Genomic DNA, 24,694 nt, shown 5'->3' with positions numbered 1-24,694 from the left:
TCATTGAAATTCCACTATTGGCAGAGCTAGCCGAACAGCCAGCTATCGAAAAAAAATTCAGTGTTATAAACTGGTTGTGCACACCGCTCCCCTAAAATATTGTTCAAACTTACACCTTCGCCACTTTATTCCGCAGATAAAAATCGGCCAGCACCAGCGCGGCCATGGCTTCCACGATGGGAACGGCGCGCGGAACCACACAGGGATCGTGTCGTCCTTTGCCCGAAACCACCACCGGATCGCCGTTCACGTCCACGCTGTCCTGATCCTGCATGATGGTCGCCACGGGCTTGAAAGCCACGCGAAAGTAAATATCCTCCCCGTTGGAAATACCGCCCTGAATACCGCCCGAATGATTGGTCCTGGTCCGAACGCGCCCGGTTTCGTTGCCGGGTTCTATGTAAAACTCATCGTTATGTTCCGACCCGTGGAGTTCGACGCCGGCAAAACCGCTGCCGTATTCAAACCCTTTGACGGCATTGATGCTCAACATGGCTTTGCCCAGTTCGGCGTGTAATTTATCAAAAACCGGCTCACCCCAACCCGCCGGAGCGCCCGTGATGACGCACGAAACGATGCCGCCAATGGAGTCGCCCTGCTTGCGGGTTTCGTCGATGTAGTCGAACATTTGCTGCGCCAGTTCCGGATCAGGACAACGAACGGCGTTCTCTTCGGCTTTGGCCAGTTCCAGCTGCTGATACGGTATTTCGAGCTTCAGTTTTCCCACCTGCGATACGTACGCCTGAATGCTGACGCCCTGCTGCTTTAACAGCAATTTGGCCAGCGCACCGGCGGCCACGCGGGCGGCCGTTTCGCGGGCCGAACTGCGGCCACCGCCCCGGTAATCGCGCACGCCATACTTTTGCTGATACGTATAATCGGCGTGAGACGGACGAAACTGCTGGGAGATGTGCGAATAATCTTTGCTGCGCTGGTCTTCGTTCCAGATGACCAGGCTAATGGGCGTTCCCTCGGTTTTTCCTTCAAAAATCCCGGAAAGTACCTGAAATTCGTCCTTTTCCCGCCGTTGGGTCGTAATGCGCGACTGGCCCGGTTTCCGGCGATCAAGTTCAGACTGAATGAATTGTGTATCAACTTCCAAACCGGCCGGGCAACCGTCGATGATGACACCGATAGCCGCACCGTGCGATTCGCCAAAAGTGGCAATTTTAAAAAGTGTTCCGTATGTACTGCTCATTTTTTTCCAGATGTGAGAGGTAAGACAAGAGATGTGAGAAAAACAGTGACGTAGAATCTTTACTCTCTTGTCTAAGCTCTCTTGTCTATCTTATTTTCTCCAAAATAAATACATCATTCCCACAATCATGCCGACCAGCAGGATATTTACCACCAATCGGAGCATTTCCTGCATATTAATCGGCTGGCGCGAACTATCGGTCCGTTCAATCCCGGTGTAAATGGATCCCGGCAAACTTACCCGAACCGTGTCGCCTTCGGGCAAAGCCGTTCCCCCTACGCGCAACGTTATGGCCGACCGCAGGGTGTCATACCGCTGTTGTTTGAGGTCAAAATAAATCCACTGAAAATAGGTTGCCAGCGGGAAGTTCCCGTTCTGGCGCGGAACGAGCGCGTAGGAGAACGTTTTAGAACCCGAAACAATCCCCCCGGTGCGGTCAATGACTTCTTTTTCGGCGGGTGGAAAAATATCAAACGTGGTTGAATCAGGAACCAGTGGAGCCGGTAATGAGGCAATGTTGCCTTCGCCCGTGATCCGGAACTTATACTGCAGACTTTGCCCGACGGCGGGGTTTTTCCGCAAGTTCGTTTCAATCAGCCGGTATTGTCCGACAGCCACCTGATCGCGAAGCGGGTGGGGAGGCAGGGGAGTTACCCGGACCGACACAGGCCGGGTCTGGTAAGAGACGATCTCTTTTCTGCGCTCATCACCCGGTTTGGTGGCCGGGCGGTATTGCAACAATTTCAGGCTTACGGACGGAATTTGGATAGACTGCCGGTTTAGGGGAAAAAAGGTGGCCTGGTAAATGCGGTATTCGGCGTATCGTTTGCCGTTGAAGAAAACCGGATGGCGCGACAGATCCGTAATTCCTTCGTTTTCTTCCCAGCAATTGGCGGGGCGTAATGTTTTCAAAAGTTGTTGTAACTGTTGATCGAGTTCATAAAATGTTAACTCGAACGGGTAGGATTCGGCCACAAAAAAAGACAATTTTAGCGAAAATCCTTCACCCGTATAAACCGCGCTTTTTGAGGTGCTCAACGCCAGAAAAACGTCATTTTTAGAAATCGCTTCCGGGGGCGCGGCAACGGCGGTGACCGAACCGGGTGGCGTTGCACCCGGCCGGACGGTGACAACGACCTCGTCGGATTTGACGGTGGTTTCACCAACCACCAGTTCAAACGACGGCAGTCGGTACTGTCCGGGACGTATAGAGGTATATGATTGGGTAATTACCTGTGAAACAACGGTTTTCCCATTGATCTCAACGGGAGAAACACTGGTAGTCGTTCCTTTTTTGATGAAGCCTTTTAGCGAAGGAAAGTTAACAATTGGCCGGGAATCGCTGTTTTTAATGATAACAGAAATGGTAAAGGGCCGTTCGATAGAAATGTCAGTTTCTCCCAAATCAATCGTAGTAGACGGCTCCTGAGCTAACACTTTCATGCTCAGTGGGCCGTAAAAAAATAATACAACTAATAATTGGAATTTTAAAAATTTCATCTCTAAATTTGAGCAACAAAACTAATTAGAATCCGTTACAATTTCGGAGATGCGGACGAATCCTTTTCGATTCTGCCGACCTCTTTTGAATGTGGAGTAGATCCTCAAAACTCTAACCAAAAAACCGTAGTATGTGGTATGGCAACAATGCTGGAGTACATCAAGACAATCCTTCAGAAAGTAAGCTTTGACAAGAAATTGTTTGAGAAGGAATTGAAAAAAGCCATCGGTCTCCTGATACCAGAGGAAGTGAAACAGTTAAAATCCTGGTGTTATGAGAAATTTAGCAATTTATATTTATCCATTCTCAACCGATGTTTTTACCGACGAAAGCTTGCCTGAAAAGGGCTAACTAAATGATAAAGAAAAGGTCGGCTGAAAAGCCGGCCTTTTTCATTACCGGACAAACCGCAAACGTTTACCCAAAACCGTCTCATCGAACTGTCCATTCGCGTAGGCCACGTGGCCTGACACAATGGTGTGCGTAATTCCGGCCTTGAAAGCGGTTCCCTCCAACGGCGACCAGCCGCATTGGTACTGAATATTTTCTTTGGCAACGGTGGTCTTCTGACTGGGATCAACCAGCACCAGATCGGCCCAGTAGCCTTCCCGAACATACCCGCGCCGGTCGATCTGAAAACAGTCGGCGGGGGCATGGCACATTTTCTCCACCACCTTTTCCAGCGATAGTTTCCCCTGCTGAACCGCTTCCAGCATGAGCAGCAACGGATGCTGCACCAGGGGCAAACCGGAGGGAGCCTGCCAGTAGGGTTGCTGTTTTTCGTCCCAGGTATGGGGCGCGTGATCGGTGGCAATAATGTCCAGCCGGTCATCGAGCAGCGCCTGCCAGAGTTTTGGCTTATGATATGGCGCTTTAATGGCCGGGTTGCACTTGATGAGGTTACCCAGCCGCTCGTAATCGTCAGCGTCGAACCAGAGGTGATGCACGCAGACTTCGGCCGTAATCCGTTTTTCTTTCAACGGAACCGTATTGTCAAACAACGCCAGTTCGTCGGCCGTCGAAATGTGCAGAATATGCAGGCGGGTGTTGTGCTTTCTGGCCAGTTCAACCGCCAGCGACGACGATTTCAGGCAGGCTTCTTCGTTCCGCACAAGCGGATGAATGGCCGCCGTGGCTGCGTCACCGTATTGCGCTTTGTAGCGGACCGTGTTGGCCCGAACGGTGGCTTCGTCTTCGCAGTGGGTGGCAATCAGCATCGGGCTTTGCCGGAATACCTCCTCCAGCACCTTCACATTATCGACCAGCATATTGCCCGTCGACGAACCCATGAAAATCTTGATGCCGCAGACGGTTTCCGGGTCGGTTTTCAAAACTTCCGCCAGATTGTCGTTCGAACCGCCCATAAAAAACGAATAGTTGGCGAGCGACGTCCGGGCGGCAATCTCGTATTTCTGGGCCAGCAGTTCCTGCGTCAGCACATTCGGTACGGTATTGGGCATTTCCATAAAACTCGTGACGCCCCCGGCCACTGCGGCCCGCGCTTCCGAATGAATGGTGGCTTTGTGGGTCAAACCGGGTTCGCGAAAATGCACCTGGTCGTCGATGACACCCGGCAACAGATAATTTCCCCTGGCATCAATGACGGTTTCCGCCCGCTGATTCAGAGCCGGACCGATCTGTTCGATAAAACCATCTTTACAATACACGTCGGTTTCGCGAAGGGTGCCTTCGTTTACCAGCCGGGCGTTACGGATCAAAAGTGTGCTCATGCAGTAAAAGTAGTAGCCTCTCCCGCTACCGGTTTTTTAATAGCTTATGATTTCCGGAGTTGGGCGACTTCCTTCGCAAAATACGTCAGGATGATTTTGGCTCCCGCCCGTTTCATGGCCGTCAGAATTTCGAGCATGGCGCGTTCGCCGTCGAGCCAGCCGTTGGCGGCTGCGGCTTTAACCATCGCATATTCGCCACTGACGTTGTAGGCGGCAATCGGCAGATCAAAATTCTCGCTCAGCAGTTTGATGATGTCCAGATACACCATGGCTGGTTTTACCATCAGGAAGTCGGCTCCTTCGGCATAATCCAGCTCGGCTTCAATGAGGGCTTCGCGGCTGTTGGCGGGGTTCATCTGGTAGGTTTTCTTGTCGCCAAACCGCGGAGCCGAATCAAGTGCATCCCGGAACGGGCCATAAAACGCACCGGCGTATTTGGCGGTATAGGCCATGATCGAAACGTTGGTAAATCCTTCGCTGTCGAGCAGTTCGCGGATGTACCCGATGCGTCCGTCCATCATGTCCGATGGCCCGATGATGTCGGCACCGGCCCGCGCCTGCGCCAGCGCCATTTTTCCCAGCACCACCAGCGACTGGTCATTGACCACCTCAAAACCGTTCGGGCCTTCTTCCACAATACCGTCGTGCCCGTCGGAACTGTACGGGTCCATCGCCACATCGGTCATCAACGCAATGTCGGGAAACCGGGTCTTGATGGCTTTAACGGCTTGCAGATACAAGCCCTCGGGATTGTGGCTTTCGGTAGCGTATTTATCTTTTTTACTTTCAGGCAAATTGGGAAACAAGGCGAAAGTCCGCAGGCCCAGGTCGACACATTCCTGCATTTCTTCGAGCAGCAGGTCGAGCGAAAACCGGGCGACACCCGGCATCGACGTAATTTCGGAACGAACGCCTTCGCCTTCCATCACGAACATGGGATAAATCAGGTCGGAGAGCGACAGCGAGTTTTCCTGTACCAGTTCCCGGATCACGGGCGATTTTCTATTTCTGCGTGGTCTTCGTAGCATAACGCGATTTTAGATTTCTGCTGCAAAGATAACACACGTCAACGTTACGCCATCAGTTTAAATCCTTCGCCGTGCAGGTTAACGATCTGGACAGCCTCATCGTCTTTCAGGTATTTGCGGAGTTTGGTGATGTAAACGTCCATGCTGCGGGCGTTAAAGTACGAATCGTCACCCCAGATCAGCTTAAGGGCAAAACTTCGGCTGAGTGGCTGGTTTTTATTCTGGGCAAATAATTTCAGCAAAGCGGCTTCTTTGCTGGTCAACTTGACGGCTTGCGGTTCACCATCGGCTCCCGTTCGGGTCAGTAACTGATGGGCAAAATCGAACGAAAAAGAGCCAATCTGGTAGGAAACCGGCTGCTGCGTTTCATCGGTTTTGTGATAGCGCCGGAGAATGGCCTGAATCCGGAGGAGCAATTCTTCCATGCTGAACGGTTTGGTCATGTAGTCGTCGGCGCCAATCCGGAAGCCCTGGATGGTATCTTCTTTCATCGATTTGGCCGTCAGAAAAATAATCGGCACATCCCGGCCCGACATCCGCACTTCCTTCGCCAGCGAAAAACCGTCTTTTTTCGGGAGCATGACGTCAAACAGACACAGATCATAGGCATGGTCGACAAACCGCTGCCAGCCCTGATTGCCGTCGGTAGCCAGATCGGTATCGTAGCCTTTCGAGGTCAGGTATTCCTGCAACAACATTCCCAGATTTGGGTCATCTTCAACCAGTAAGAGTTTAGGCATCTTGGATTTTCCTCTGATTTTCTCTGATTTTCTCTGATAAACCCTGTGGAACAATTAAAAGCTATTTCACAGAGTTTATCAGAGGAAATCAGGGTTTATCAGAGGGTTTAAGTGTGTTGGTATGGCAAAATTACTTCAAATGAACTTCCTTTTCCCAACTGGCTGGTAACCCGGATGGAACCGTGGTGTTCTTCAACCATTTTCTTGACGTAACTCAGTCCCAGGCCAAACCCTTTGACATCGTGCAGGTTTCCCGTTGGGACGCGGTAAAATTTCTCAAAAATCCGGCTCACCTGGTCTTTTGTCATGCCAATTCCGTGATCGGCTACGGTGATGCTGACGCCATTTTCCACATTTCGCGTCCGAATGGTAATGTCCGGTTTTTCGGGCGAGTATTTAATGGCGTTGTCCAGCAGATTATACAGAATGTTGCTCAGGTGCACCTCGTCGGCTTCCACGATTTCGTCGGCAGCCTCGAAATCCAGATGAACTTCGCCTTCCTTTTGTTCGATCTGTATCCCAATCGTATTCAGAACATTGCCAATCGTATCGTGAATATTCACGGAAGAAAGTTTGAGCTGAACCGAACCCCGGCCCGCCGTCGTCCGGTCGAGCAGCGCCATTTGCAGCACCTTCTCCACGTGCGTACCCAACCGTCGGGTTTCGTCACGGATAATACCCATGTAGCGCGTCAGGCGTGTGGCCGGTTCTTCCGACTGGTCAATACCGTGGCTGAGTTGTTCCTGCGCCATTTCGACGGCCAGTGAAATGGTCGAAATAGGTGTTTTGAACTCGTGCGTCATGTTATTGATGAAATCATTTTTGATATCAGCCAGTTTTTTCTGCCGCAGAATGGTGCTGATGGCCACATAAAAACAAGCAATAATCACCAGCACCAACACCGCCGAACCCGCCAGAACGGCACTCATTTTCCGCAGGATAAACTGCTGCTGATCCGGGAAATATATGTATACGTAATTCCCTTTTTCAAGGAAATTATTCGGAAACAGCACGGCTTTATAAATCTTCTTTTTGCCCGTTATCTGCTTGTCGGAGTGTGATGCAAACAACAGATGCGGTTTGGCTAGGCCAATGCCCACATTCGTTCGGACGCCGTATTCAAACGGAATGGTAATTCCCCGCTCGGCAATGGCTTCTTTCAACAACGAATCCAGTAACGTCCGATTGACGCGGCTCTCGATGGGCCGACTGGCAAACAGTAAATCCCGCACCACGCCTTTGACCATTTCCGATTGCTGTTCCACTTTCTGCAGCCCTAGGTTGGACGAAGAAGCCGCAACGGGTGGCGTCGGCAAGACCGGGATTTTCCGCTTCGGGCGAAATTTGCGGGCGATTTCCTGCTTCTTCACGGCACTCTGAACGATCAGGGTACTGTCCGGCTGGGCGTACATCAACCGCAACTGGCGTTCAAATACCTGATCGACCAGTGTATTGAAATGCCGTTGCTGCTGAAGCTGCAAATCCCACAGTTCATCCGGCCCCAGCGCATCCTGCTGCCGAACCAGATCCTCAAAATGTTTCTGCTGCACATCCGACAGTTTTTGAAAGTCCGAGTGCAGGGCGTCGGAAGGCGAAACCTGGGTTTGCTGCCAGACGCTCACCGGAACCGTACTGTTCGTGCTTTCCGGCTCTGATACGATCGGCTTGGTCTTTTTCAGTTCACTGGCCAGAAAATCCCCGGCGCGTTTTTTCCGGGAAAACCGGTTGGTAATGCTGGCCAGTTGCCCGCGATTCGGTACCGATTGTTTACCCAATGCAGGTCGGGAAATAGCCATCAGCTGGCGCTGCTGCTGTTGCTGATTCATGCGCTGCCGGGCCAGATAAAGAATCTCCTGCCGCTCGAGCGTTCGCACCACTTCCTGCAAACCGTCGGTTACTTTGGAATCAAATTGTTCTTTCTGCAACGACAGCGCATTGTTAATCCAGTAAAGTTGCAGGAAAATCAGGCCCAGCAAGCCCACTGTCATCAGCACGGCAATCCAGCGTATGCGTTGTTTTGTCATTTTTTATTCCTCCTGTGCAACATTTTGGTCGGACCTCTCATCTATTGATTGGTTAACCCACCTAAAATTACGAAACCCCTGGGCTACCGACGAAACGACCCTTAGCCTTTTAACAAACTTTAACAGCGAAACAATTCGATTTGACCTAGGTTTGCAGTGTTTTCTGACCGTAAAAACAAGTAACGTAATGAGTCTCCAACCTGTTATTCGCTACCGCCTGATTCTGGCCGCTTTGCTGGTCAGCGGCTGTTCGGCCACGGTGCTGGCCCAATCCGACAAGAAAACGGACGCTGATAAAAACAGCGTCAATGTAAAAATTATTGAGCGCACGAACGCCGGTGAAGTCCGCGAAATTGAACGTAGCTATCACCTGGACGGGATGAAAGATGATGAGCGGGATGCACTCGTAAACCGGCTGGTCGATTCGATCCGGACCAAACGGGGGAACGAGAAAGGACAGATTACGATTGTAATTGACGACACCAGAAACGGCAATTCCAGTACCGATTTCAGGTATCGTCAGAACCGCAATTCCGACCGCACTACCAACCGCAGCGACCGTGACATCACGGCCCGCCGGCCCAATCGCGTAACCGGTCCGAATTCGTCCAATGGCCCGAGTGAATTCCGGTATTATAAGGATGGCAAACTGCAAAACCGCTACCGCTTCGATTCCGACTCGCTGGTCGACCGGCTGAAACGGTTTGAATTCCGCTGGCCCGAAAACTTCGGCCAGCGCATGGAGGAATCCTTCCGCAACTGGAGCTGGTCGCTGGACGAAGATGTGAAAGCGCCCACCATCCGCAACTTGCAGGTTTACCCCAACAATCCGGAAACCAACCAGTTGAACGTTCGTTTTACGGCACCGGTAAAAGGCGATGTTCGCATCCGGGTAACGACGGCGGATGGCAAGGAAGTGGCAAAAAAAGAAGTAAAGGATTTTTCAGGAAGTTACGCCGGACAGATCGATGTAGACAAAAAAGCCAAGGGCGTTTTCTTTGTCAATGTCACTCAAAACGACGATGGGGCGGTAAAACGAATTGTGATTCCTTGATTGCCTTTGGCGAAGCCCGTTAGTGGTCAGACGTGGGTTTGGTTTCGTCCTTCGTTTCAGGTGGTTTGTCCCTTTTTTTAAGCGGTTCACCTCCTTTTATTGAAAGACCGGAAAAAGACCGGTTACCTTTGCGTTACCTTTTATCGTGATCCGCGTCTCAAAGTAAAAATTGGATGCGTTGGGTTTGCCAGTCAATACCGTTTATCAAGAAATAGTACCGTTCACAAATTTTTTAGAAAAACAAGGTACTATGTATTGCAAGGTACAATATAAAACCCATATCTTTGTAAAGAACTTAACAAGGGACAAGCCCGTGAAGAGTATGAAAACGTTAGTAATCTTTTTCCTGTTGATTGGTGCCAGCCTGAATGCTTCGGCAATGGGTCATCCGCACAACCTGTTCTCCGCTCACCGCAAAGCGAAGCAGTATAAGCCGGTGGTATGCAAAACGACAACGGTTACTGACAAGCGTACCTTCACGAACTGTGTTAAGGTAGCGGCTCCGTCGGTGCTTCAGACGTGGGTTACGTTACGTAAGAAATTTAGCTAGGCCAGCGTAGAGCGCCTTTCTCAAGGATAGCGGTGCCACGACTTCGGGTTGTGGCACCGCTTTTTTTGTGGCACAGGAATTGCCGGCTTATCATCGGTGCAGAACGAACAAAATCAGCTCTCAATACCGGTAAACCCGGTATTGAGAAAAACTTTCCGGAACCGGAAAGCCGGATTTTCTCAATAAATAGAAGGACGGCAATACGTTTTTATTAGGCATCTTTTCGTTATTTAATTAACTTTATCGCTTGAATGGATTAAACTGTACAACCTGACGTAACTGTATTTCTTAACCAAAATGCGTACTAAAGTTGTCTCTCGGGTAGTGTTGGCTCTGTTGTTGGCCGGTTTTTTGACAACTTTTGGATTGGACCGTTCCGGACTGACCCGGCCTGTTTGGCACGGATCGGGATGGCGTTATGCTTTATCGCCAACCAATCTGCTGGCCTCTTTTTCGAAAGAAGCCCCGGTGCGTGTGGCCAAAACCGAAGTCTGGCGACCGAAAGTGTTTGCTCATCCGGTTGAGGTCCTGGGCTCTGCCCCGCAACAAACGCGTTGGGTAGACAGTGTGTTCCGAACCATGACTCAGGAGCAGAAGATCGGGCAATTCTTCATGGTGGCGACGTTTTCCAATCGGGACGAAGCGCATTATCAATACATTGAAACGTTGGTTCGTCATTATAACATTGGCGGACTGATTTTCTTTCAGGGCGGCCCCTACCGCCAGGCTGTTCTGACCAATCGCTACCAGTCAGCTGCCAATATACCACTGCTCATCGGAATCGACGGCGAATGGGGTCTGGGCATGCGGCTCGACAGCACGATGGATTTTCCGAAGCAAATGACGCTGGGAGCCATCCATGATACGGCGGTGATCTATCGCATGGGAGCCGAAATTGGCCGCCAGTGCAAACGGCTCGGTATTCACATCAATTTTGCTCCGGTTTCCGACATCAACAGCAATCCTTCGAATCCGGTCATTGGCAACCGCTCGTTCGGCGAATCGAGAGAAAACGTAGCCCTGAAAGCGTCGGCTTACATGAAAGGGTTGCAACACACCCACGTCATTGCCACCGCCAAGCATTTCCCCGGCCACGGCGACGCCAGCAGTGACTCCCACCTGACACTTCCCACCATTAACCGGTCCGTTACGCAGCTAAACGACATCGATCTGTATCCGTTCCGCAAACTGATTGCGGATAGTTTGATGGGCGTTGTTACGGGTCATCTGCACGTTCCGGTTGTCGACAATACGCCCCGGCTGGCCGCGACTTTATCAGAAAAAATTGTTACAGAGCTGTTAAAGAAAGAGTTAGGATTCCGGGGATTGGTCTTTACGGACGCTCTTAATATGGGCGGAATCGGTAAACTACCCGCTGAAGAAATCAATCTGCGGGCGCTGATGGCCGGTAATGATGTGTTGTTATACCCGGAAAATGTTCCGGATGCTGTTCACCACATTGCCGAGGCCGTCAAACAGGGAAAGATTTCGCAGGACTTGATTGACGAAAAAGTAAAGAAAATTCTGCGGGCCAAATACTGGGCGGGCCTGAATAAACCGCAACCGATCCAGCTCGAAAACCTCGGCCGGGACCTGAATTCGTCGGAGGCTCAGCTACTCAAACAGGAGCTTTGCGAGCAAGCCGTTACCCTGGTCAAAAACACCAACAATTTATTGCCTGTCAACTCACTGGACACCTTACGTCTGGCATCGATCTCGATTGGCACCGATTATGGCAATGCGTTCCAGAAAATGCTGGGGCGGTATGCGCCTTTCAAACAGATTACCTATGGCGAAAAACCGTCGGGAGATCACAACGTGGACGAAATGCTGAGTCAGGTTGGCGATGCTAATCTGGTGGTTGTCAGTTTTCACCGAATGAGTCCGTCAGCCAAGTGGAGTTATGGCGTCACCAACGCGTCACTGAATCTGATAAGCCGGTTGAAACAACGAGGGGTTCGGGTTGTCGTTTGCGCGTTCGGATCGGCGTATGCCCTTCGTCCGTTCATTGGTACGGAAGCCGACGCGGTTTTGTGCGCGTATGAAGACGGCGAGGAAATGCAACGCGTGGTGCCGCAGATTATTTTCGGGGCGGTTCCGGCCAAAGGCGTGATGCCGGTTACGATTGGCGAGTGGCGAATGGGCAACGGTTTGGTGACCGCTCCTAACCAGCGGCTGGCCTACAGCCTGCCCGAAAGCGTCGGCATGCGTTCCGGACAACTGCGGCACATCGAAACCGTGGTCCAGAAAGCCATCCGTGATCATGCGTTCCCCGGTTGCCAGGTATTGGTTGCGCGGAAAGGCAAAGTGGTTTTTGATAAGAGTTTCGGTACGCTGGCATACAACAACACCGAGCGGGTGACGGATGAAACGCTCTATGATCTGGCTTCGCTCACGAAAGTACTGGCCACGCTTCAGGCCGTGATGCTGCTCAACGAACGCGGAGCCATTGACCTGAACCAGAAAGTTGCTTTTTACCTGCCCGAATTTCAGAACAACAGCAAACGCAACATGACCGTTACGGATGTGTTGCTGCATCAAACCGGTTTGCCGGCGGGTTTATCGCGGGCGATCGAACGGTCGAAAGCGCCGGGCATGTCGAGTTTCCGCTCTACACGCGATAGTGTGTATTCGTTGCAGGTTGGCCCCAACCTGTTTGCCGCTCCGGCTTTGCGCGATTCGATCTGGCAATGGATCGTTCGGACACCGCTAACGAACCGCATGGATGAAGACGGTCGATACGGCTACCTCTACAGTGATCTGAGCTTTGTAATTCTGCAAAAACTGGTCGAGCGCGTAGCCAGACAGCCACTGGATACCTTCCTGAACGAAAACCTCTACAAATCACTGGGAATTTCGACCCTTTCCTTCAATCCGCTCCAATGCCATCCGGGTTGCCGGGTTGCTCCAACCGAGCAGGATACCTATTTCCGGAATTCGCTGCTGCAAGGTACGGTTCATGACCAGTTGGCGGCTTTGCAGGGCGGTATATCGGGCCATGCCGGGCTGTTTGGCGATGCTAATGATATTGCTAAAATTTTGCAGATGAACCTGCAACGCGGAAATTATGGAGGTCAGCGGTTTTTAATGCCCGGAACCGTACCGCTTTTTGTCCGGACCCAAAGCGACCGTAGTCACCGCGTTCTGGGATGGGATAAGCCGGAAGTCGATGGCAACAGTGTTTATCATGCCACCCAAGTTTCTCCCCGTTCCTTCGGTCATACCGGCTTTACCGGTAATGTAGTCTGGGTTGACCCGGATTACGATCTTGTCTTCATTTTTCTGTCCAATCGTGTCAACCCCAGCGCGGGCAATACCCTGATCAATACCCAAAAAATTCGTCGACAAATTCATGAGATTATCTATCAGTCGATGTAATTTGTATTTTTGGGCAATTATTCTGAATTATACGAAGTTGACTAACTTCCCTCTTTATTAATCTGGTTGTGTATGAATAAATCATTACGTCTGTATTGGCTTTTGCTGGTTGTGGTTTTAGGGAGTTTTGGGAGGTCATCAGCCCAGACGATTACAACGGGTGCCTTGTCGGTTTCGGCGGTTTGCACCGGAGGAACCATTTCAGTTCCCTTCACCACGTCAGGCACATTCGCAGCCGGGAATCAGTTTAAAGCACAACTCGCTCCGGCAACCGGTACTACTTTCGTTGACATCGGAACCGGCGCTGCCAGCCCAATAACCGCAACGATTTCGGGTAGTGCCAGTGGTTCAGGCTACCGCGTTCGGGTAGTATCGACCACCCCAAACGTTACAGGCAGCACTAGTGGAACGTCTTTAACGATTACACCTATACCGGGTGCTCCGGTCACTTCAGCGCTAGCGTTATGCCAGGGCACTCCTCCTCCGGTACTGACGGCAACAGCCCTGTCAGGAGCCACCCTCAACTGGTGGGGCACGAGTGCCTCCGGTGGTAGTTCTTCCCCAACCGCCCCTACGCTTTCCACGGCGTCAACTGGAACGACCAGCTATTACGTCAGCCAAACGATCAATGGCTGTGAGAGTCCGCGAGCGGAAATTAAAGTTACAGTCAATGCGATTCCGGCGGCTCCGGCAACCGGAGCGGCACCCGTTTACTGCCAGAATACAGCGGCTTCGGCACTGATAGCAACCGCGTCTGCCGGGGCTACGCTGAATTGGTACGGAACGAATCAGACCGGCGGAACGGCTTCAGGCACAGCACCCACTCCACCAACGGATGCCGTTGGTACCGCCACCTATTACGTTAGTCAGTCCATCGGCTCCTGTGAGGGGCCGCGGACCAGCATCGTCGTCACCGTTAATTCAAAACCGGCACCACCGACGGTAACAACGCCCCTGTCCGCCTGTCAGGGTACGCCAGTGCCCGCCTTGTCGGCAACAGCGGGTGCCGGTAACAGTCTGCTTTGGTATACTTCTGCTAGTGGAGGTGTTGGCTCAGCGACTGCTCCGACCCCATTGACGGCAACCGCCGGGACAACCAGCTATTACGTTAGCCAGAAAAATGCCGGTGGCTGCGAAAGTGACCGGGCCGTGATTGCCGTTACGATTAAACCCATACCGCCCGCGCCCGGCGTAAGTCCGCTTAGCCTGTGTCAGAATGCTTCGGCATCAGCTTTAACAGCAACGGCTACTGATGGCGGAATCTTAAATTGGTACGGAACGAATCAAACGGGTGGCACGGCTTCTACCACGGCCCCTACGCCCCCCGCCAGTGCCACGGGTACCACCACGTATTACGTTAGTCAAACCGTCGATGGATGCGAGGGAGTCCGGGCAGCCCTGACGGTAACGATCAAGACCAGGCCAGCGGCTCCAACCACGGGTGCCAATCCCGTCTATTGCCAGAATCAAACCGCTGCGGCACTGACCGCAACCGGCCAGAATCTGAAGTGGTATACGGCACCAACCGGCGGTGACCTGGTTTCCAATGTGCCCAATACCGGCACAGCTGGCACCTTTAAATTTTACGTCAGTCAAACCGTGGGTGATTGCGAAAGTGAACGGGCCGAAGTTTCAGTGGAAGTCAAACCAACCGCACCTGCCCCAACCGTTGCTCCCGCTACTTACTGCGCCGGAACGACGGCCGCTCCTCTTTCGGCCGTTGCTGCCAGCGGAGGAACGCTTCAATGGTATGCCTTGGATGGCAGTAAACTGGCCGCGCCACCAACACCGGTAACAACATCGACAGGCGTCACTTCCTACTCGGTCAGCCAGACGGTTGGTGCCAGTTGCGAAAGCCCAAAGGCGGTTATTCAGGTGACCGTCAACGCCATACCATCGGCCCCGGTTGCAACCAGTGCAGTGGCTTACTGTCAGAACGTAGAAGCTACCGCCTTAAATGCCACTGGTTCAAGCTTAAAATGGTATGACGTGCCAACGGCCGGAACGAGTTCGCCTTCCATCATACCGGATACCAAAACAACCGGAATAAAAACATATTACGTCAGTCAGACGGTTGGCGGTTGTGAAGGACCAAGAACAGCGGTTGTGGTTACGATTAAAGCGTTGCCCGCAGTTCCAACCGTTGCCCAAACGGCTTTATCTTATTGCCAGGCGGAAAACATCCCGGTATTGACGGCTACGGCTGCAACCGGAGGGGCGTTGGTCTGGAATGGTCCCGGTATTTCAAACGCAGCCACAGCCCCCAAACCCAGTTCTTCAACGCCCGGCACATTCGAGTATACGGTGAGTCAGCGGGTGGATGGTTGTGAAAGTATCACCGTTAAAATTACAGTTACCGTCAAAGAGAAACCGGCGGCTCCTGGGATAACTAAACCCGTGGCGGCCTGTATCAATCTGGTCGCGCCGGCATTAGACCAAACCGTTACCAAAGCGACGAGTGCAACACTGACATGGTATACAGCCGCTACAGGAGGTTCAGGTTCATCAATCACCCCAACTCCACCGACCAGCACCACCGGTACCACCAGTTTTTTTGTTACGCAAACCGTCAATGGATGTGAAAGTGATCGTTCAAAATTAGATTTTACCGTTAATCCGCTGCCTGTTAAACCGGTTATCACGCCTGTTGATCCTTATTGCCAGGGAGAAAGCGCCGTTGAGTTAAAAGCAGTAGGTACGGCCATTAAATGGTACGATGCCGCAGGAGTTGTCATTCCAACGCCCACTCCTTCTACCGCGACTTCGGGTTCACTGGTTTTCTCAGCAACTCAAACCGTTAAAGAATGCGAGAGCCCAAAAGAAACCATAACGGTTGTTATCAAAAGAAAACCGGTTAAGCCAACAGTAGCGAACCCCACACTTGAATTTTGCCAAAATACGAAAGCCCCTGAATTGATCGCATCCCCAGAAACGGGTGCCAAATTGAACTGGTTTAATTCTGATGGTTCTGCATCAACTTCCGCTCCGGTCATCCCAAATACCGACGCCAAAAGCTACTCCTATACAGTTAGTCAGACACTGGATGGATGTATAAGTGACAAAACTGATATTAAAGTAACTGTAAATCCGACCCCCAAGGCTCCTTCTGTAACCATCGATAGACCGGTAGTTTGCCAGAAAGAAGCCGCTGTTTCATTGAAGGCTAACGGCGAAGGCCTGAAGTGGTATGCCAGCGACTCAACTACCCTTGTACCGAATGCGGTTCAGGCTACCGACGCGCCGGGTACATTTGTGTATTTTGTCAGCCAAACGCTTAAAGCCTGCGAAGGGCCGAAAACCAAAACGCAGATTCGGGTTAAGCCGCTTCCCGGTGCCCCTACGATTACCCCCAGCAAAGAAGTTTGCCAGGATGCTCCGGTTGAAACCCTGCAGGCCGGTGGCGATAATATCAAGTGGTTCGATGCGAACAACAACTTGCTGGGTGACGCGCCCAAACCGTCGACGAATGTCGACCAGGAAATTACGTATACTTATAAAACCACCCAAACCGTTGATGGCTGCGAAAGTGATAAACTGACGGTTAATTACAAAGTTAACGTTACGCCCAAACCAACCGTCACCACGCCGGTTGTTTATTGCCAGAACGCACCGGCTCAACCGCTACAGGCATCGGGCCAGAACCTGAAATGGATCAACCCGTACGGCGGTGAAACGGCAACCGCTCCTACCCCGCCGACAACGAACATCTCGACCAAACCGGAAGGCGATTCGTACTTTGTTACCCAAAGAATCGGAAGCTGCGAAAGCCGCAAGTCCGAAATCAAGCTGATTATCAACGCCCCACCGACGGCTAAAATTGAAGGAAATGCGACGGTAAATCTGGGAAAAACGGTGCCGGTTACCATCACATTCACCAGCGTTCCGCCTTTTAGCTACACCCTCTCGGATGGAACCAGCGGTACGTCGGCCACGACTCAAAAGCAGATTGACCTTTTACCGACGAAAAAAACCACCATCTATACCGTCACCAACATCACCAATTCCTGTGGTGCCGGTACGCCCGTTGGTACGTTTACGGTCACGGCCGTCATTCCGACCGTGACAACCAATCCGCTGTCGGTTACCACCGTTTGCGTCGGTACCCAAATCCAGATTCCGTTCACAACGGCCGGAGAGTTTACGTCCGGGAATTCATTCCGGGTGGAAGTGGCTCCCGTTGCAGACACGGCTTTTGTCACAAAAACCGAGATTCTCGCTGGTGCCATGCAAAGCCCGATTACGGCACCCATTCCAACGACGCTGGCGCAGGGGCTTTACCGGGTGCGGGTTACGGCCACCAATCCGCAGGTTCCCGTTCCCGGGAGCAGCAGTCCGACAATTCTGAATATCCGCGCCTTGCCAACCGTTACACTGACGGGGTCAAAAGACATTTATGACAACGAAAGCACACCCCTTTCCTTCGCTCTGACGGGCGATAGCCCCTGGACGTTTGAGTATTCCGACAGCCTGAAAACGACCAAAGTAACCACCAGCACCAATCCGCACGTGGTTACGGTAACGCCGTTCAAGTCAACCATTTACAAGGCAACTTCGGTTTCGAATACCTGCGGAGTGGGTACGGCAACCGGAACGGCCATTGTCCGGGTGCTTCCGGTGCTCGGTCTGGAACCGGACCCGCTCAGTACGGCCGTCAAGGTGTTCCCGGTTCCAACCCAAACGATCCTGACGATCGACATCGATTTGCCCTTGCAGAAAGACCCGGCGAAACTTCAGCTGACCGATCAAAACGGGCGTATTTCCAAGCAACTGACAACGCGCCAGCGGCAAACCAAACTGGATTTAAGCCAACAGGCTTCCGGGTATTATTATCTGCAAATTCAGATTGGCAACCGGACGACGGTTCGAAAAATTATGAAGCAGTAATCTTTTGGGCATTCCGTTCTGGCGGAATGCCCAAAACCATCCGGCGAATGTTCAACGACGACTATTTTATGGCAATAGCCCTTCAGCAGGCCGAGTGTGCTTTTGATGAAGGCGAAATTCCGGTCGGTGCGGTCGTTGTGTGCCGGAACCGGATTATTGCCAAAGGATACAACCAGACCGAGCGGTTAACCGACGTAACGGCCCATGCCGAACTACTGGCTCTGACAGCCGCCGAACAGTTCCTGGGTTCTAAATACCTGACTGATTGCACCTTATACGTCACCCTGGAACCCTGTGTGATGTGCGCCGGAGCGTTATTCTGGGCGCAGATCGGTCGAATCGTTATCGGTGCTCCTGATCCGAAAAGAGGCTATTCAAGGGTAAAACCCTCCCTGCTTCACCCGAAAACGAACCTGACTACGGACGTTTTAGCCAGCGAAAGCCATCACTTGCTAAGCAACTTTTTTCGGGGCTTACGAACATAAATCAAAAAGTCGCTGTTATCGCGTTTGACAACTTTTATGTATGTCTAACCTTAACAGATCACAATATGGCTTTTGAATTAGCTCCCCTGCCTTATCCGAGCAATGCGCTGGAACCCCACATCGATCAGCAGACGATGGAAATTCACCACGACAAGCACCACAATGCGTATGTGACCAACCTCAACAATGCGGTGAAAGGCACCGAATTGGAAAGCAAGTCAATCGAAGAGCTGGTGGCGGATGTCAGCAAGTATCCGGTGGCAGTTCGGAACAATGGCGGAGGTCATTGGAATCATACGTTTTTCTGGGGCATCCTGTCGCCCAACGGCGGTGGTGAGCCAACCGGTAAACTGGCAGAAGCCATTACGCAGAAATTCGGCTCCTTTGATGCATTCAAAGAAGAGTTTGCCAAAGCCGCTACCACCCGGTTCGGTTCTGGCTGGGCGTGGTTGGTCGTTACCTCGGGCGGTGACCTGGCCATTACCTCAACCCCCAATCAGGACAACCCTTTAATGGATGTGGCTGATGTAAAAGGCACACCCATTCTCGGCCTGGACGTGTGGGAACACGCTTACTACCTGAAATACCAGAACAAACGCCCGGACTACATTGCGGCCTGGTGGAACCTGGTCGACTGGAAAGGTGCCGATGAACGGTATCAGCAGGCGGTTTAGGAAACGAACCAATGAATGATGAATGATAAACGATGAAAGGGATTGAAGAATAAAAAATCATCACGCATCATTCATCATTCATCATTTTTTATTACTTTTGCGTCACAATACGGAGGATGTAGCTCAGTTGGTTAGAGCGCCAGATTGTGGTTCTGGAGGTCGCGGGTTCGAGACCCGTCTTTCTCCCTTTCAGTGGCCCTGTTTTTGACAGGGCCTTTTTTACGCCTGTACATTTCGATTTCCACCTAAATTTAGCCGTTACTCACGTCATGCCCGATCGATTTTACCGCCCCGTGCTGACGCTCCTGATTCTGGCGCACATCGCCGGAGCTATCGGCTTACTGGTGCCTTCGCTGGCTCCGCTTTTCCGCAGTCTCGTTCCCTACAACCTGCTGGGTTCGCTGCTGCTGTTGCTGGCCTTTCATCCGGACTGGAAACCGTCTTTTCTATTCTACTGCCTGCTCGCCAGCCTGCTCGGCTTTCTGATCGAAGTGCTGGGCGTTCATACCGGTTTTGTATTTGGCAATTACCAGTATGGCAAAACGCTGGGCTGGGCACTCTGGGACGTTCCGGTTGTAATTGGCATCAACTGGCTGATGTTGACGTATTGCTGCGGGGTCATTTTTGACCAATTTGCGATTCCGGTTTACCTGAAAACCATGCTGGCTGCGTCGCTCCTGGTATTTCTGGATGTGTTGATTGAGCCGGTTGCTATCCATTTCGATTTCTGGAACTGGTTCGGGGCCGAAATTCCCATTCGGAATTACCTGGGCTGGTGGATTGTTTCGCTGGTGCTGCTGGCGATCTGGTATGGACTCCCTTTCCGAAAGCAGAATCGGCTGGCTTTGCCGTTGTTAATTCTCCAGTTTCTGTTTTTCGCCGTAATCAATATGGTATTCTTCCTGACCAAATCATAAACAATTTAAGTTCTTCAGGGTTATAGCTGATTAAAAACCGCTCGTTTAATACTTGATTATTACAATTTTTAACCACTAAACGTTGCAATGTAGTCACGATGTTTGGTATCTTGTAACTAGCTTAATGCGGCCTGATTCCATTAAATTGCACATCGTAACGTTTATACGTAGCTTATTTCTTACTAGACGCGGTTTAGAACAACTATAATTTGTACAATTCCCATGAGTAATTACTCTATTAAAGATCTGGAGCAACTTTCCGGAATCAAAGCCCACACGCTTCGGATTTGGGAACAACGGTATAATATCATTTCGCCCAAACGAACCGACACGAATATCCGTACGTATGATGATCTGGATCTGAAACTGGTCCTCAATATTTCGCTGCTGAAAGACCACGGTTTTAAAATCTCCGAGATTTCTAAAATGTCGCTGGGCGAAATGACCAACGAAGTAATTACGATCTCTGACCGCAAGCTCAATTATCCCGACCAGATTCATGCGCTGACCATTTCGATGATCGACCTGGATGAAGATCGTTTTGAAAAAATAATCAGTACCAACATTCTCCAGTTCGGCTTTGAAAACACAATGATTTATATCATTTATCCCTTTCTCAGCCGAATTGGTACGCTCTGGGTGACCGGCTCCATCGGCCCGGCGCAGGAGCATTTTATGTCGAATCTGATCCGCCAGAAAATCATCGTTGCCATCGACGGTCAGGTGAGCAAACAAAGCTCGACAGCCAAAAAGTACCTCCTATTCTTGCCGGAAGGCGAGTTGCACGAAATTGGGTTGCTGTTTGCCAATTATATCATCCGGGCCCGCAATAACAAGGTTATTTACCTGGGGCAGAGCCTTCCGTTGAGCGAACTGGAGTTTGCCTACAATTTGCATAAACCGGATTATATTTTTGCCTCCATTACCTCCTCGCCGAGCAATCATGAGGTGCAGCCCTACGTGGAAAAATTAGCCGGGCGTTTCCCGGATACCCAACTTTTATTCACGGGTTATCAGGTGGTGGGCCAGGATATCCAGACACCTTCTAACGCATTGATTATTAATAATATCAGTGACTTGATCCGCATTGCAAGTACATAAAAAACGGGCTATGCCCAGCGCGTAGCCCGTTGAAAATGATTCCACTACCCCTTCCCTATCGGTTCATCAACTCATCGAATGTCAGTGAAATATAATACATACCTCCGACGCTCGGGTTGCCCCACGCCTGCGTATACAATTTGCCCAGCACATTCGTCCCTCCCACCTTCACGACCGATTTAAGGCCCGGAATCCGTTTGTTAATCTGTGCATCGAGCGAGCCAAACGCCGGAATTTTGGTTTGCTGACGCAACGTCGCTTCCGTATTGGCAAAGCTCGACTCCCAAATGAATGAATCCTGATGCCGGAAAACGACGTTAAAACCAAACCCGCTCCCGCGAATATTGCGGTTTGCCAACGACAGATTATAGCGGTATTTGGGTGAATTGAAGAACGTCACAAAACCGCTCGGCAACGAACCGCGATTGGCCAGATCGTTGAACGCGACATTACCGCCAATGACGAAATTGCCCGGCAACACATAATCGGCACTGACCGCCCATCCGTGGTTTTTGACCTGAACGGGCGCGTTGACGTAGAAACTGTAGACCGTGCGCGTGGTGCCGCTGATGAGTTGCTGCAACGACGCCGGATTTGCCAGTGTGGCGGGTTGCGCCCCCTGAATCACGACCTCAGCACCCTCGAAGTTGAGAAACCGGTTGTAGTAATAATACGCATCAATAAACAACCTGTTCTTAATCAAACCTTTATAACCAATCTCGTACGTTTCGACCCGCTCCGGCTCCCACTCTTTGGGCTGATACGGCTGCAGCGATTGGGCCGCCTGGGGCAAAGCCGTACCGCCTTGCAGGGCCGCTCCAAACGCCCGAACGGATTCCAGGGTATACACCGGGTTGCTCGTAAAATTATACTTTTGCCGGAACAGCGGTAACCCGCCAATCAGGTGCGAAGTGGGCGTGTTGAGGTCAATGTACTGGGCCTGCGCGGTCGGAATTCGGAACCCGCGCTGAAACGATGCCCGGAAGTTGTGGATCTTGGCCAGTGTCAACACCGCCGACAAGCGCGGGCTGAATTGCCCTTTAAAATTCTGGTTTTTATCGTACCGAACTGACCCCGTCAGTTTCAGAATTTCGGCCACGGTTTTCGACGCCTGCGCATACCCGCCATATTCATTGATCCGGTATTCTTTGTTGGTTTCGTCCAGCGCAAAAATGGTCCCTCCCGAGTTTAACGCATATTGACGGACGCTACCTCCGACGATGAGTTCCAGCGTTTCAGGATCGATCAGCTTGGTGAAATTATACATAAACTCACCGTGGTAAAGACTGGTTTTATCCAGAAATTTCGCACCGAGATTCGGCAAACTGCCGGGCAGCGGACGCCCGGTTACGGTGGCTAAAGCCTGATTGAATTCCGGCGTTCCCGGCAAAAACCGCCCCTGATCAGCCGAAGTGCGGGCCGCCGTATGCAAATTACCAGACACGGCGTTAACGGCATTGAGAGCGGTCTGATAGGCCGTTGCAGGGTTTGTAGCCAAGGCCTGCTGGAGCGCCGTGCTAAACGTCTGCAACGCGCCACCGGCATACGCAAAGGCGTATTGCGGAAACCATGAACCGACTAAGTTGCTTTGGTCCAGGCTGGGCTTCCAGGCTTCATTGATGCCCTGGCCCAAAAGTCCGATGGAAAACGAATCACCCGAACGTTCCTGCGTAGTGTAGCCGCGCACGAAAAAGTTGGAGCCGCGCAGTTCGGCTTTGTACTGACCAATGCTGAATCCCTTGATATAAAAGCGGTCCTGGCCCGTGTAGCCGGTGGTGCCCGTTCCCCAGTTGGCCTGTAGAATAGCCTCCAGATTGTCGTTGATGCGGTAATGCAACGCGCCATTCAGCTTCAGGCTGCTGACTTTATAGTTAACCAGCTGGCTTTCAGTATACCCCGTGCGCGAAACCGTTACGTTGGGCAACAATACGTCGTTGATAATCTGCGTCGCCGGTATTTTCGTGGCCGCAGAAAGTTGATTGACGCCCCCAATAATTCGGGCCAGATCTGGTGAAATCAGGGCAATCTGAGCCGCAGGAACTGGCAAAAGCTGGGCTACTGTGCTCTGGAAAGCATTTAAATTGGCGCTGGCATCGCCGTAACTATTGATGCCATCGTAACCCGGATTATTCTGGCGGTTGCCGTTTTCCAGCGTAAAACCATTCGCAAAACCCTGATCGCGGGTGTCGGTGGCCTGCCAGTCGGTGGCACTGATGTAGGACGCACTCAACTTGAAGGCCAGTCGGTTATTGAACGCTTTGGCGTAGCGAAAACCCGCATCGTAGAAGGGCGTCGTGGTAGAACTTCGATTGCTGGCCGACATAATACCGGTTTTGGCATACGCGCTAAGGCCCTGATACTGAAACGGATTCTTGCTCGTCATCAGCAGCAGCCCGTTGACTGCGTTCGGGCCATACAGCGCCGATGCCGCGCCGGGCAGCAACTCGACACTCTCAACGTCAAGTTCCGACATCCCGGCGATGTTGCCAACGGAAAAGTTAAGACCCGGTGCCTGATTGTCCATACCATCGACCAATTGCACCACGCGGCTGTTGCCGTTGGCACTGAAGCCCCGAACGTTTACCGACCGGAACATCAGGCTCTGGGTGCTCATATCCACCCCTTTCAGGTTGAGCAACGCATCATAAAAGGTAGCCGCTGGTGCCGACTGAATCGCCCGGATATCCATCTTTTCGACCGAAACCGGAGATTTCATCACACTTTCTTCCACCCGCGACGCCGACACGACCACTTCCTGCCCCAGCAGAACCTGCTCACTCAGCTCGATTCGTAGATCAGACTGCTTGTCAACGGCGATTTCCCGGGTTTGAAAGCCGACCGATGAAATCGATAACGTCAAGGGAACCGGGGCCGTGGTGGTTATTGCAAACTGGCCTTTTGCGTCTGTAATGGTTCCGGCAACGGTTCCTTTTACCCGGACGCTCACGCCGACCAGCGGATTTTTGATTCTGCTTTCAGTTACAATTCCGGTAATTTTTGTTTGGGCAAAACATCCTAAAGTTGTTAAAAGGCATACTCCAACAAATAGCAAAAGCTGAGTAATTCTTTTTTCCATAAGAGGGAACAGTTAAACAGAGGTTAATTCGTAGCGGGAATGGAAGAAAATTACAATAAATGCTAAAAATAAGCGCAGACCAGCCGCTAAAATGTTAAATATTTATTTTTATTGTTGACTATCAATCAATTACATCAGGATTCGTTTAATACCGATACCGGTTTACAGGGCCTGAAAATCCGTGAGATTGTTGTATATTTCTCATCACTTTTCTCCAGCTACTTCCACCGTGCAGTAAGTTAATAAAATCGTTACGCTGTTTTTTTATGTCTGATTATTCAATCCGTTAACTTTGCCAGTCACCATTCCAAATCATTATTAATCCTATCTTAACTAACTTTTTAGCGCATTCCT

The 24,694-nt window shown here is 51.3% G+C and carries 16 protein-coding genes and 1 tRNA gene; 10 read left to right on the top strand and 7 right to left on the bottom strand.

The window, feature by feature from the left end; all coding sequences use genetic code 11:
• Window positions 1-109: 109 nt before the first annotated feature.
• Window positions 110-1,198 carry a chorismate synthase gene (gene aroC, locus EHT87_RS20940; protein WP_124908610.1) on the bottom strand — a complete coding sequence of 363 codons (1,089 nt, stop codon included), beginning with the start codon at window positions 1,196-1,198 and terminating at the stop codon, window positions 110-112.
• 90 nt (window positions 1,199-1,288) lie between these two features.
• Window positions 1,289-2,641: a BatD family protein gene (locus tag EHT87_RS20935; RefSeq protein ID WP_185716300.1), complete on the bottom strand. Its 1,353-nt coding sequence runs from the start codon at window positions 2,639-2,641 to the stop codon at window positions 1,289-1,291.
• 195 nt (window positions 2,642-2,836) lie between these two features.
• Here EHT87_RS20935 and EHT87_RS31650 point away from each other — a divergent pair, with 195 nt between their 5' ends.
• Entirely contained in the window at window positions 2,837-3,040 is a 204-nt protein-coding gene (locus EHT87_RS31650; RefSeq protein ID WP_124874053.1) for a hypothetical protein, read from the top strand.
• A 54-nt stretch (window positions 3,041-3,094) separates the two neighbouring features.
• On the opposite strand, the gene EHT87_RS20925 is transcribed toward EHT87_RS31650, so the two are convergent.
• From EHT87_RS20925 to EHT87_RS20910, 4 genes are all read right to left on the bottom strand, one after another.
• Window positions 3,095-4,429 (bottom strand): dihydroorotase, encoded by a 1,335-nt coding sequence (locus EHT87_RS20925; RefSeq protein WP_124908608.1) that lies wholly within the window; start codon window positions 4,427-4,429, stop codon window positions 3,095-3,097.
• Window positions 4,430-4,473: 44 nt separating this feature from the next.
• Entirely contained in the window at window positions 4,474-5,457 is a 984-nt protein-coding gene (gene hemB / locus EHT87_RS20920) for a porphobilinogen synthase (protein ID WP_124908607.1), read from the bottom strand.
• A gap of 44 nt (window positions 5,458-5,501) precedes the next feature.
• Window positions 5,502-6,197 carry a response regulator transcription factor gene (locus EHT87_RS20915; RefSeq protein WP_124908606.1) on the bottom strand — a complete coding sequence of 232 codons (696 nt, stop codon included), beginning with the start codon at window positions 6,195-6,197 and terminating at the stop codon, window positions 5,502-5,504.
• Window positions 6,198-6,304: 107 nt separating this feature from the next.
• Complete coding sequence (locus EHT87_RS20910; protein WP_124908605.1) at window positions 6,305-8,221, bottom strand: sensor histidine kinase; 1,917 nt, start codon at window positions 8,219-8,221, stop codon at window positions 6,305-6,307.
• Between the two features lie 187 nt (window positions 8,222-8,408).
• Between EHT87_RS20910 and EHT87_RS20905 the strand changes: the two genes are divergently transcribed.
• The 9 genes from EHT87_RS20905 to EHT87_RS20865 all read left to right on the top strand — a co-directional run bounded on the left by EHT87_RS20905 (window position 8,409) and on the right by EHT87_RS20865 (window position 21,264).
• Window positions 8,409-9,275: a T9SS type A sorting domain-containing protein gene (locus tag EHT87_RS20905; RefSeq protein ID WP_185716299.1), complete on the top strand. Its 867-nt coding sequence runs from the start codon at window positions 8,409-8,411 to the stop codon at window positions 9,273-9,275.
• A gap of 322 nt (window positions 9,276-9,597) precedes the next feature.
• Complete coding sequence (locus EHT87_RS20900; protein ID WP_124908603.1) at window positions 9,598-9,825, top strand: hypothetical protein; 228 nt, start codon at window positions 9,598-9,600, stop codon at window positions 9,823-9,825.
• A 297-nt stretch (window positions 9,826-10,122) separates the two neighbouring features.
• Window positions 10,123-13,203, top strand: a complete 3,081-nt coding sequence (locus EHT87_RS20895) for a serine hydrolase domain-containing protein (protein WP_124908602.1) — start codon at window positions 10,123-10,125, stop codon at window positions 13,201-13,203.
• Window positions 13,204-13,275: 72 nt separating this feature from the next.
• The gene (locus EHT87_RS20890) at window positions 13,276-18,087 is read left to right on the top strand and encodes an Ig-like domain-containing protein (protein ID WP_124908601.1); all 4,812 of its coding nucleotides are present in this window, start codon (window positions 13,276-13,278) and stop codon (window positions 18,085-18,087) included.
• 26 nt (window positions 18,088-18,113) lie between these two features.
• Entirely contained in the window at window positions 18,114-18,572 is a 459-nt protein-coding gene (locus EHT87_RS20885) for a nucleoside deaminase (protein ID WP_229321215.1), read from the top strand.
• 65 nt (window positions 18,573-18,637) lie between these two features.
• Complete coding sequence (locus EHT87_RS20880; protein WP_124908600.1) at window positions 18,638-19,246, top strand: superoxide dismutase; 609 nt, start codon at window positions 18,638-18,640, stop codon at window positions 19,244-19,246.
• A gap of 111 nt (window positions 19,247-19,357) precedes the next feature.
• A tRNA-His gene (locus EHT87_RS20875) sits at window positions 19,358-19,433 on the top strand.
• An 82-nt stretch (window positions 19,434-19,515) separates the two neighbouring features.
• Window positions 19,516-20,163, top strand: coding sequence for a carotenoid biosynthesis protein (locus EHT87_RS20870; RefSeq protein WP_124908599.1), 648 nt, complete (start codon window positions 19,516-19,518; stop codon window positions 20,161-20,163).
• A gap of 222 nt (window positions 20,164-20,385) precedes the next feature.
• Window positions 20,386-21,264, top strand: a complete 879-nt coding sequence (locus EHT87_RS20865; RefSeq protein WP_124908598.1) for a MerR family transcriptional regulator — start codon at window positions 20,386-20,388, stop codon at window positions 21,262-21,264.
• A 55-nt stretch (window positions 21,265-21,319) separates the two neighbouring features.
• Here EHT87_RS20865 and EHT87_RS20860 read toward each other — a convergent pair whose 3' ends face one another.
• Window positions 21,320-24,340, bottom strand: coding sequence for a TonB-dependent receptor (locus tag EHT87_RS20860; RefSeq protein ID WP_124908597.1), 3,021 nt, complete (start codon window positions 24,338-24,340; stop codon window positions 21,320-21,322).
• Between the last annotated feature and the right edge of the window lie 354 nt (window positions 24,341-24,694).

The organism is Larkinella knui (assembly GCF_003858645.1).
GTDB classification, from domain to species: Bacteria; Bacteroidota; Bacteroidia; order Cytophagales; family Spirosomataceae; genus Larkinella; species Larkinella knui.
The sequence above is the reverse complement of the archived record's forward strand: the minus strand, read 5'-3'. Positions and strand labels throughout refer to the sequence as shown.

Bases quoted from the DNA above. Each gene is read 5' to 3' on its own strand.
- aroC (WP_124908610.1), bottom strand. From the start codon at position 1,198: ATGAGCAGTACATACGGAACACTTTTTAAAATTGCCACTTTTGGCGAA.
- EHT87_RS20935 (WP_185716300.1), bottom strand. From the start codon at position 2,641: ATGAAAGTGTTAGCTCAGGAGCCGTCTACTACGATTGATTTGGGAGAA.
- EHT87_RS31650 (WP_124874053.1), top strand. From the start codon at position 2,837: ATGGCAACAATGCTGGAGTACATCAAGACAATCCTTCAGAAAGTAAGC.
- EHT87_RS20925 (WP_124908608.1), bottom strand. From the start codon at position 4,429: ATGAGCACACTTTTGATCCGTAACGCCCGGCTGGTAAACGAAGGCACC.
- hemB (WP_124908607.1), bottom strand. From the start codon at position 5,457: ATGCTACGAAGACCACGCAGAAATAGAAAATCGCCCGTGATCCGGGAA.
- EHT87_RS20915 (WP_124908606.1), bottom strand. From the start codon at position 6,197: ATGCCTAAACTCTTACTGGTTGAAGATGACCCAAATCTGGGAATGTTG.
- EHT87_RS20910 (WP_124908605.1), bottom strand. From the start codon at position 8,221: ATGACAAAACAACGCATACGCTGGATTGCCGTGCTGATGACAGTGGGC.
- EHT87_RS20905 (WP_185716299.1), top strand. From the start codon at position 8,409: ATGAGTCTCCAACCTGTTATTCGCTACCGCCTGATTCTGGCCGCTTTG.
- EHT87_RS20900 (WP_124908603.1), top strand. From the start codon at position 9,598: ATGAAAACGTTAGTAATCTTTTTCCTGTTGATTGGTGCCAGCCTGAAT.
- EHT87_RS20895 (WP_124908602.1), top strand. From the start codon at position 10,123: ATGCGTACTAAAGTTGTCTCTCGGGTAGTGTTGGCTCTGTTGTTGGCC.
- EHT87_RS20890 (WP_124908601.1), top strand. From the start codon at position 13,276: ATGAATAAATCATTACGTCTGTATTGGCTTTTGCTGGTTGTGGTTTTA.
- EHT87_RS20885 (WP_229321215.1), top strand. From the start codon at position 18,114: ATGCCCAAAACCATCCGGCGAATGTTCAACGACGACTATTTTATGGCA.
- EHT87_RS20880 (WP_124908600.1), top strand. From the start codon at position 18,638: ATGGCTTTTGAATTAGCTCCCCTGCCTTATCCGAGCAATGCGCTGGAA.
- EHT87_RS20870 (WP_124908599.1), top strand. From the start codon at position 19,516: ATGCCCGATCGATTTTACCGCCCCGTGCTGACGCTCCTGATTCTGGCG.
- EHT87_RS20865 (WP_124908598.1), top strand. From the start codon at position 20,386: ATGAGTAATTACTCTATTAAAGATCTGGAGCAACTTTCCGGAATCAAA.
- EHT87_RS20860 (WP_124908597.1), bottom strand. From the start codon at position 24,340: ATGGAAAAAAGAATTACTCAGCTTTTGCTATTTGTTGGAGTATGCCTT.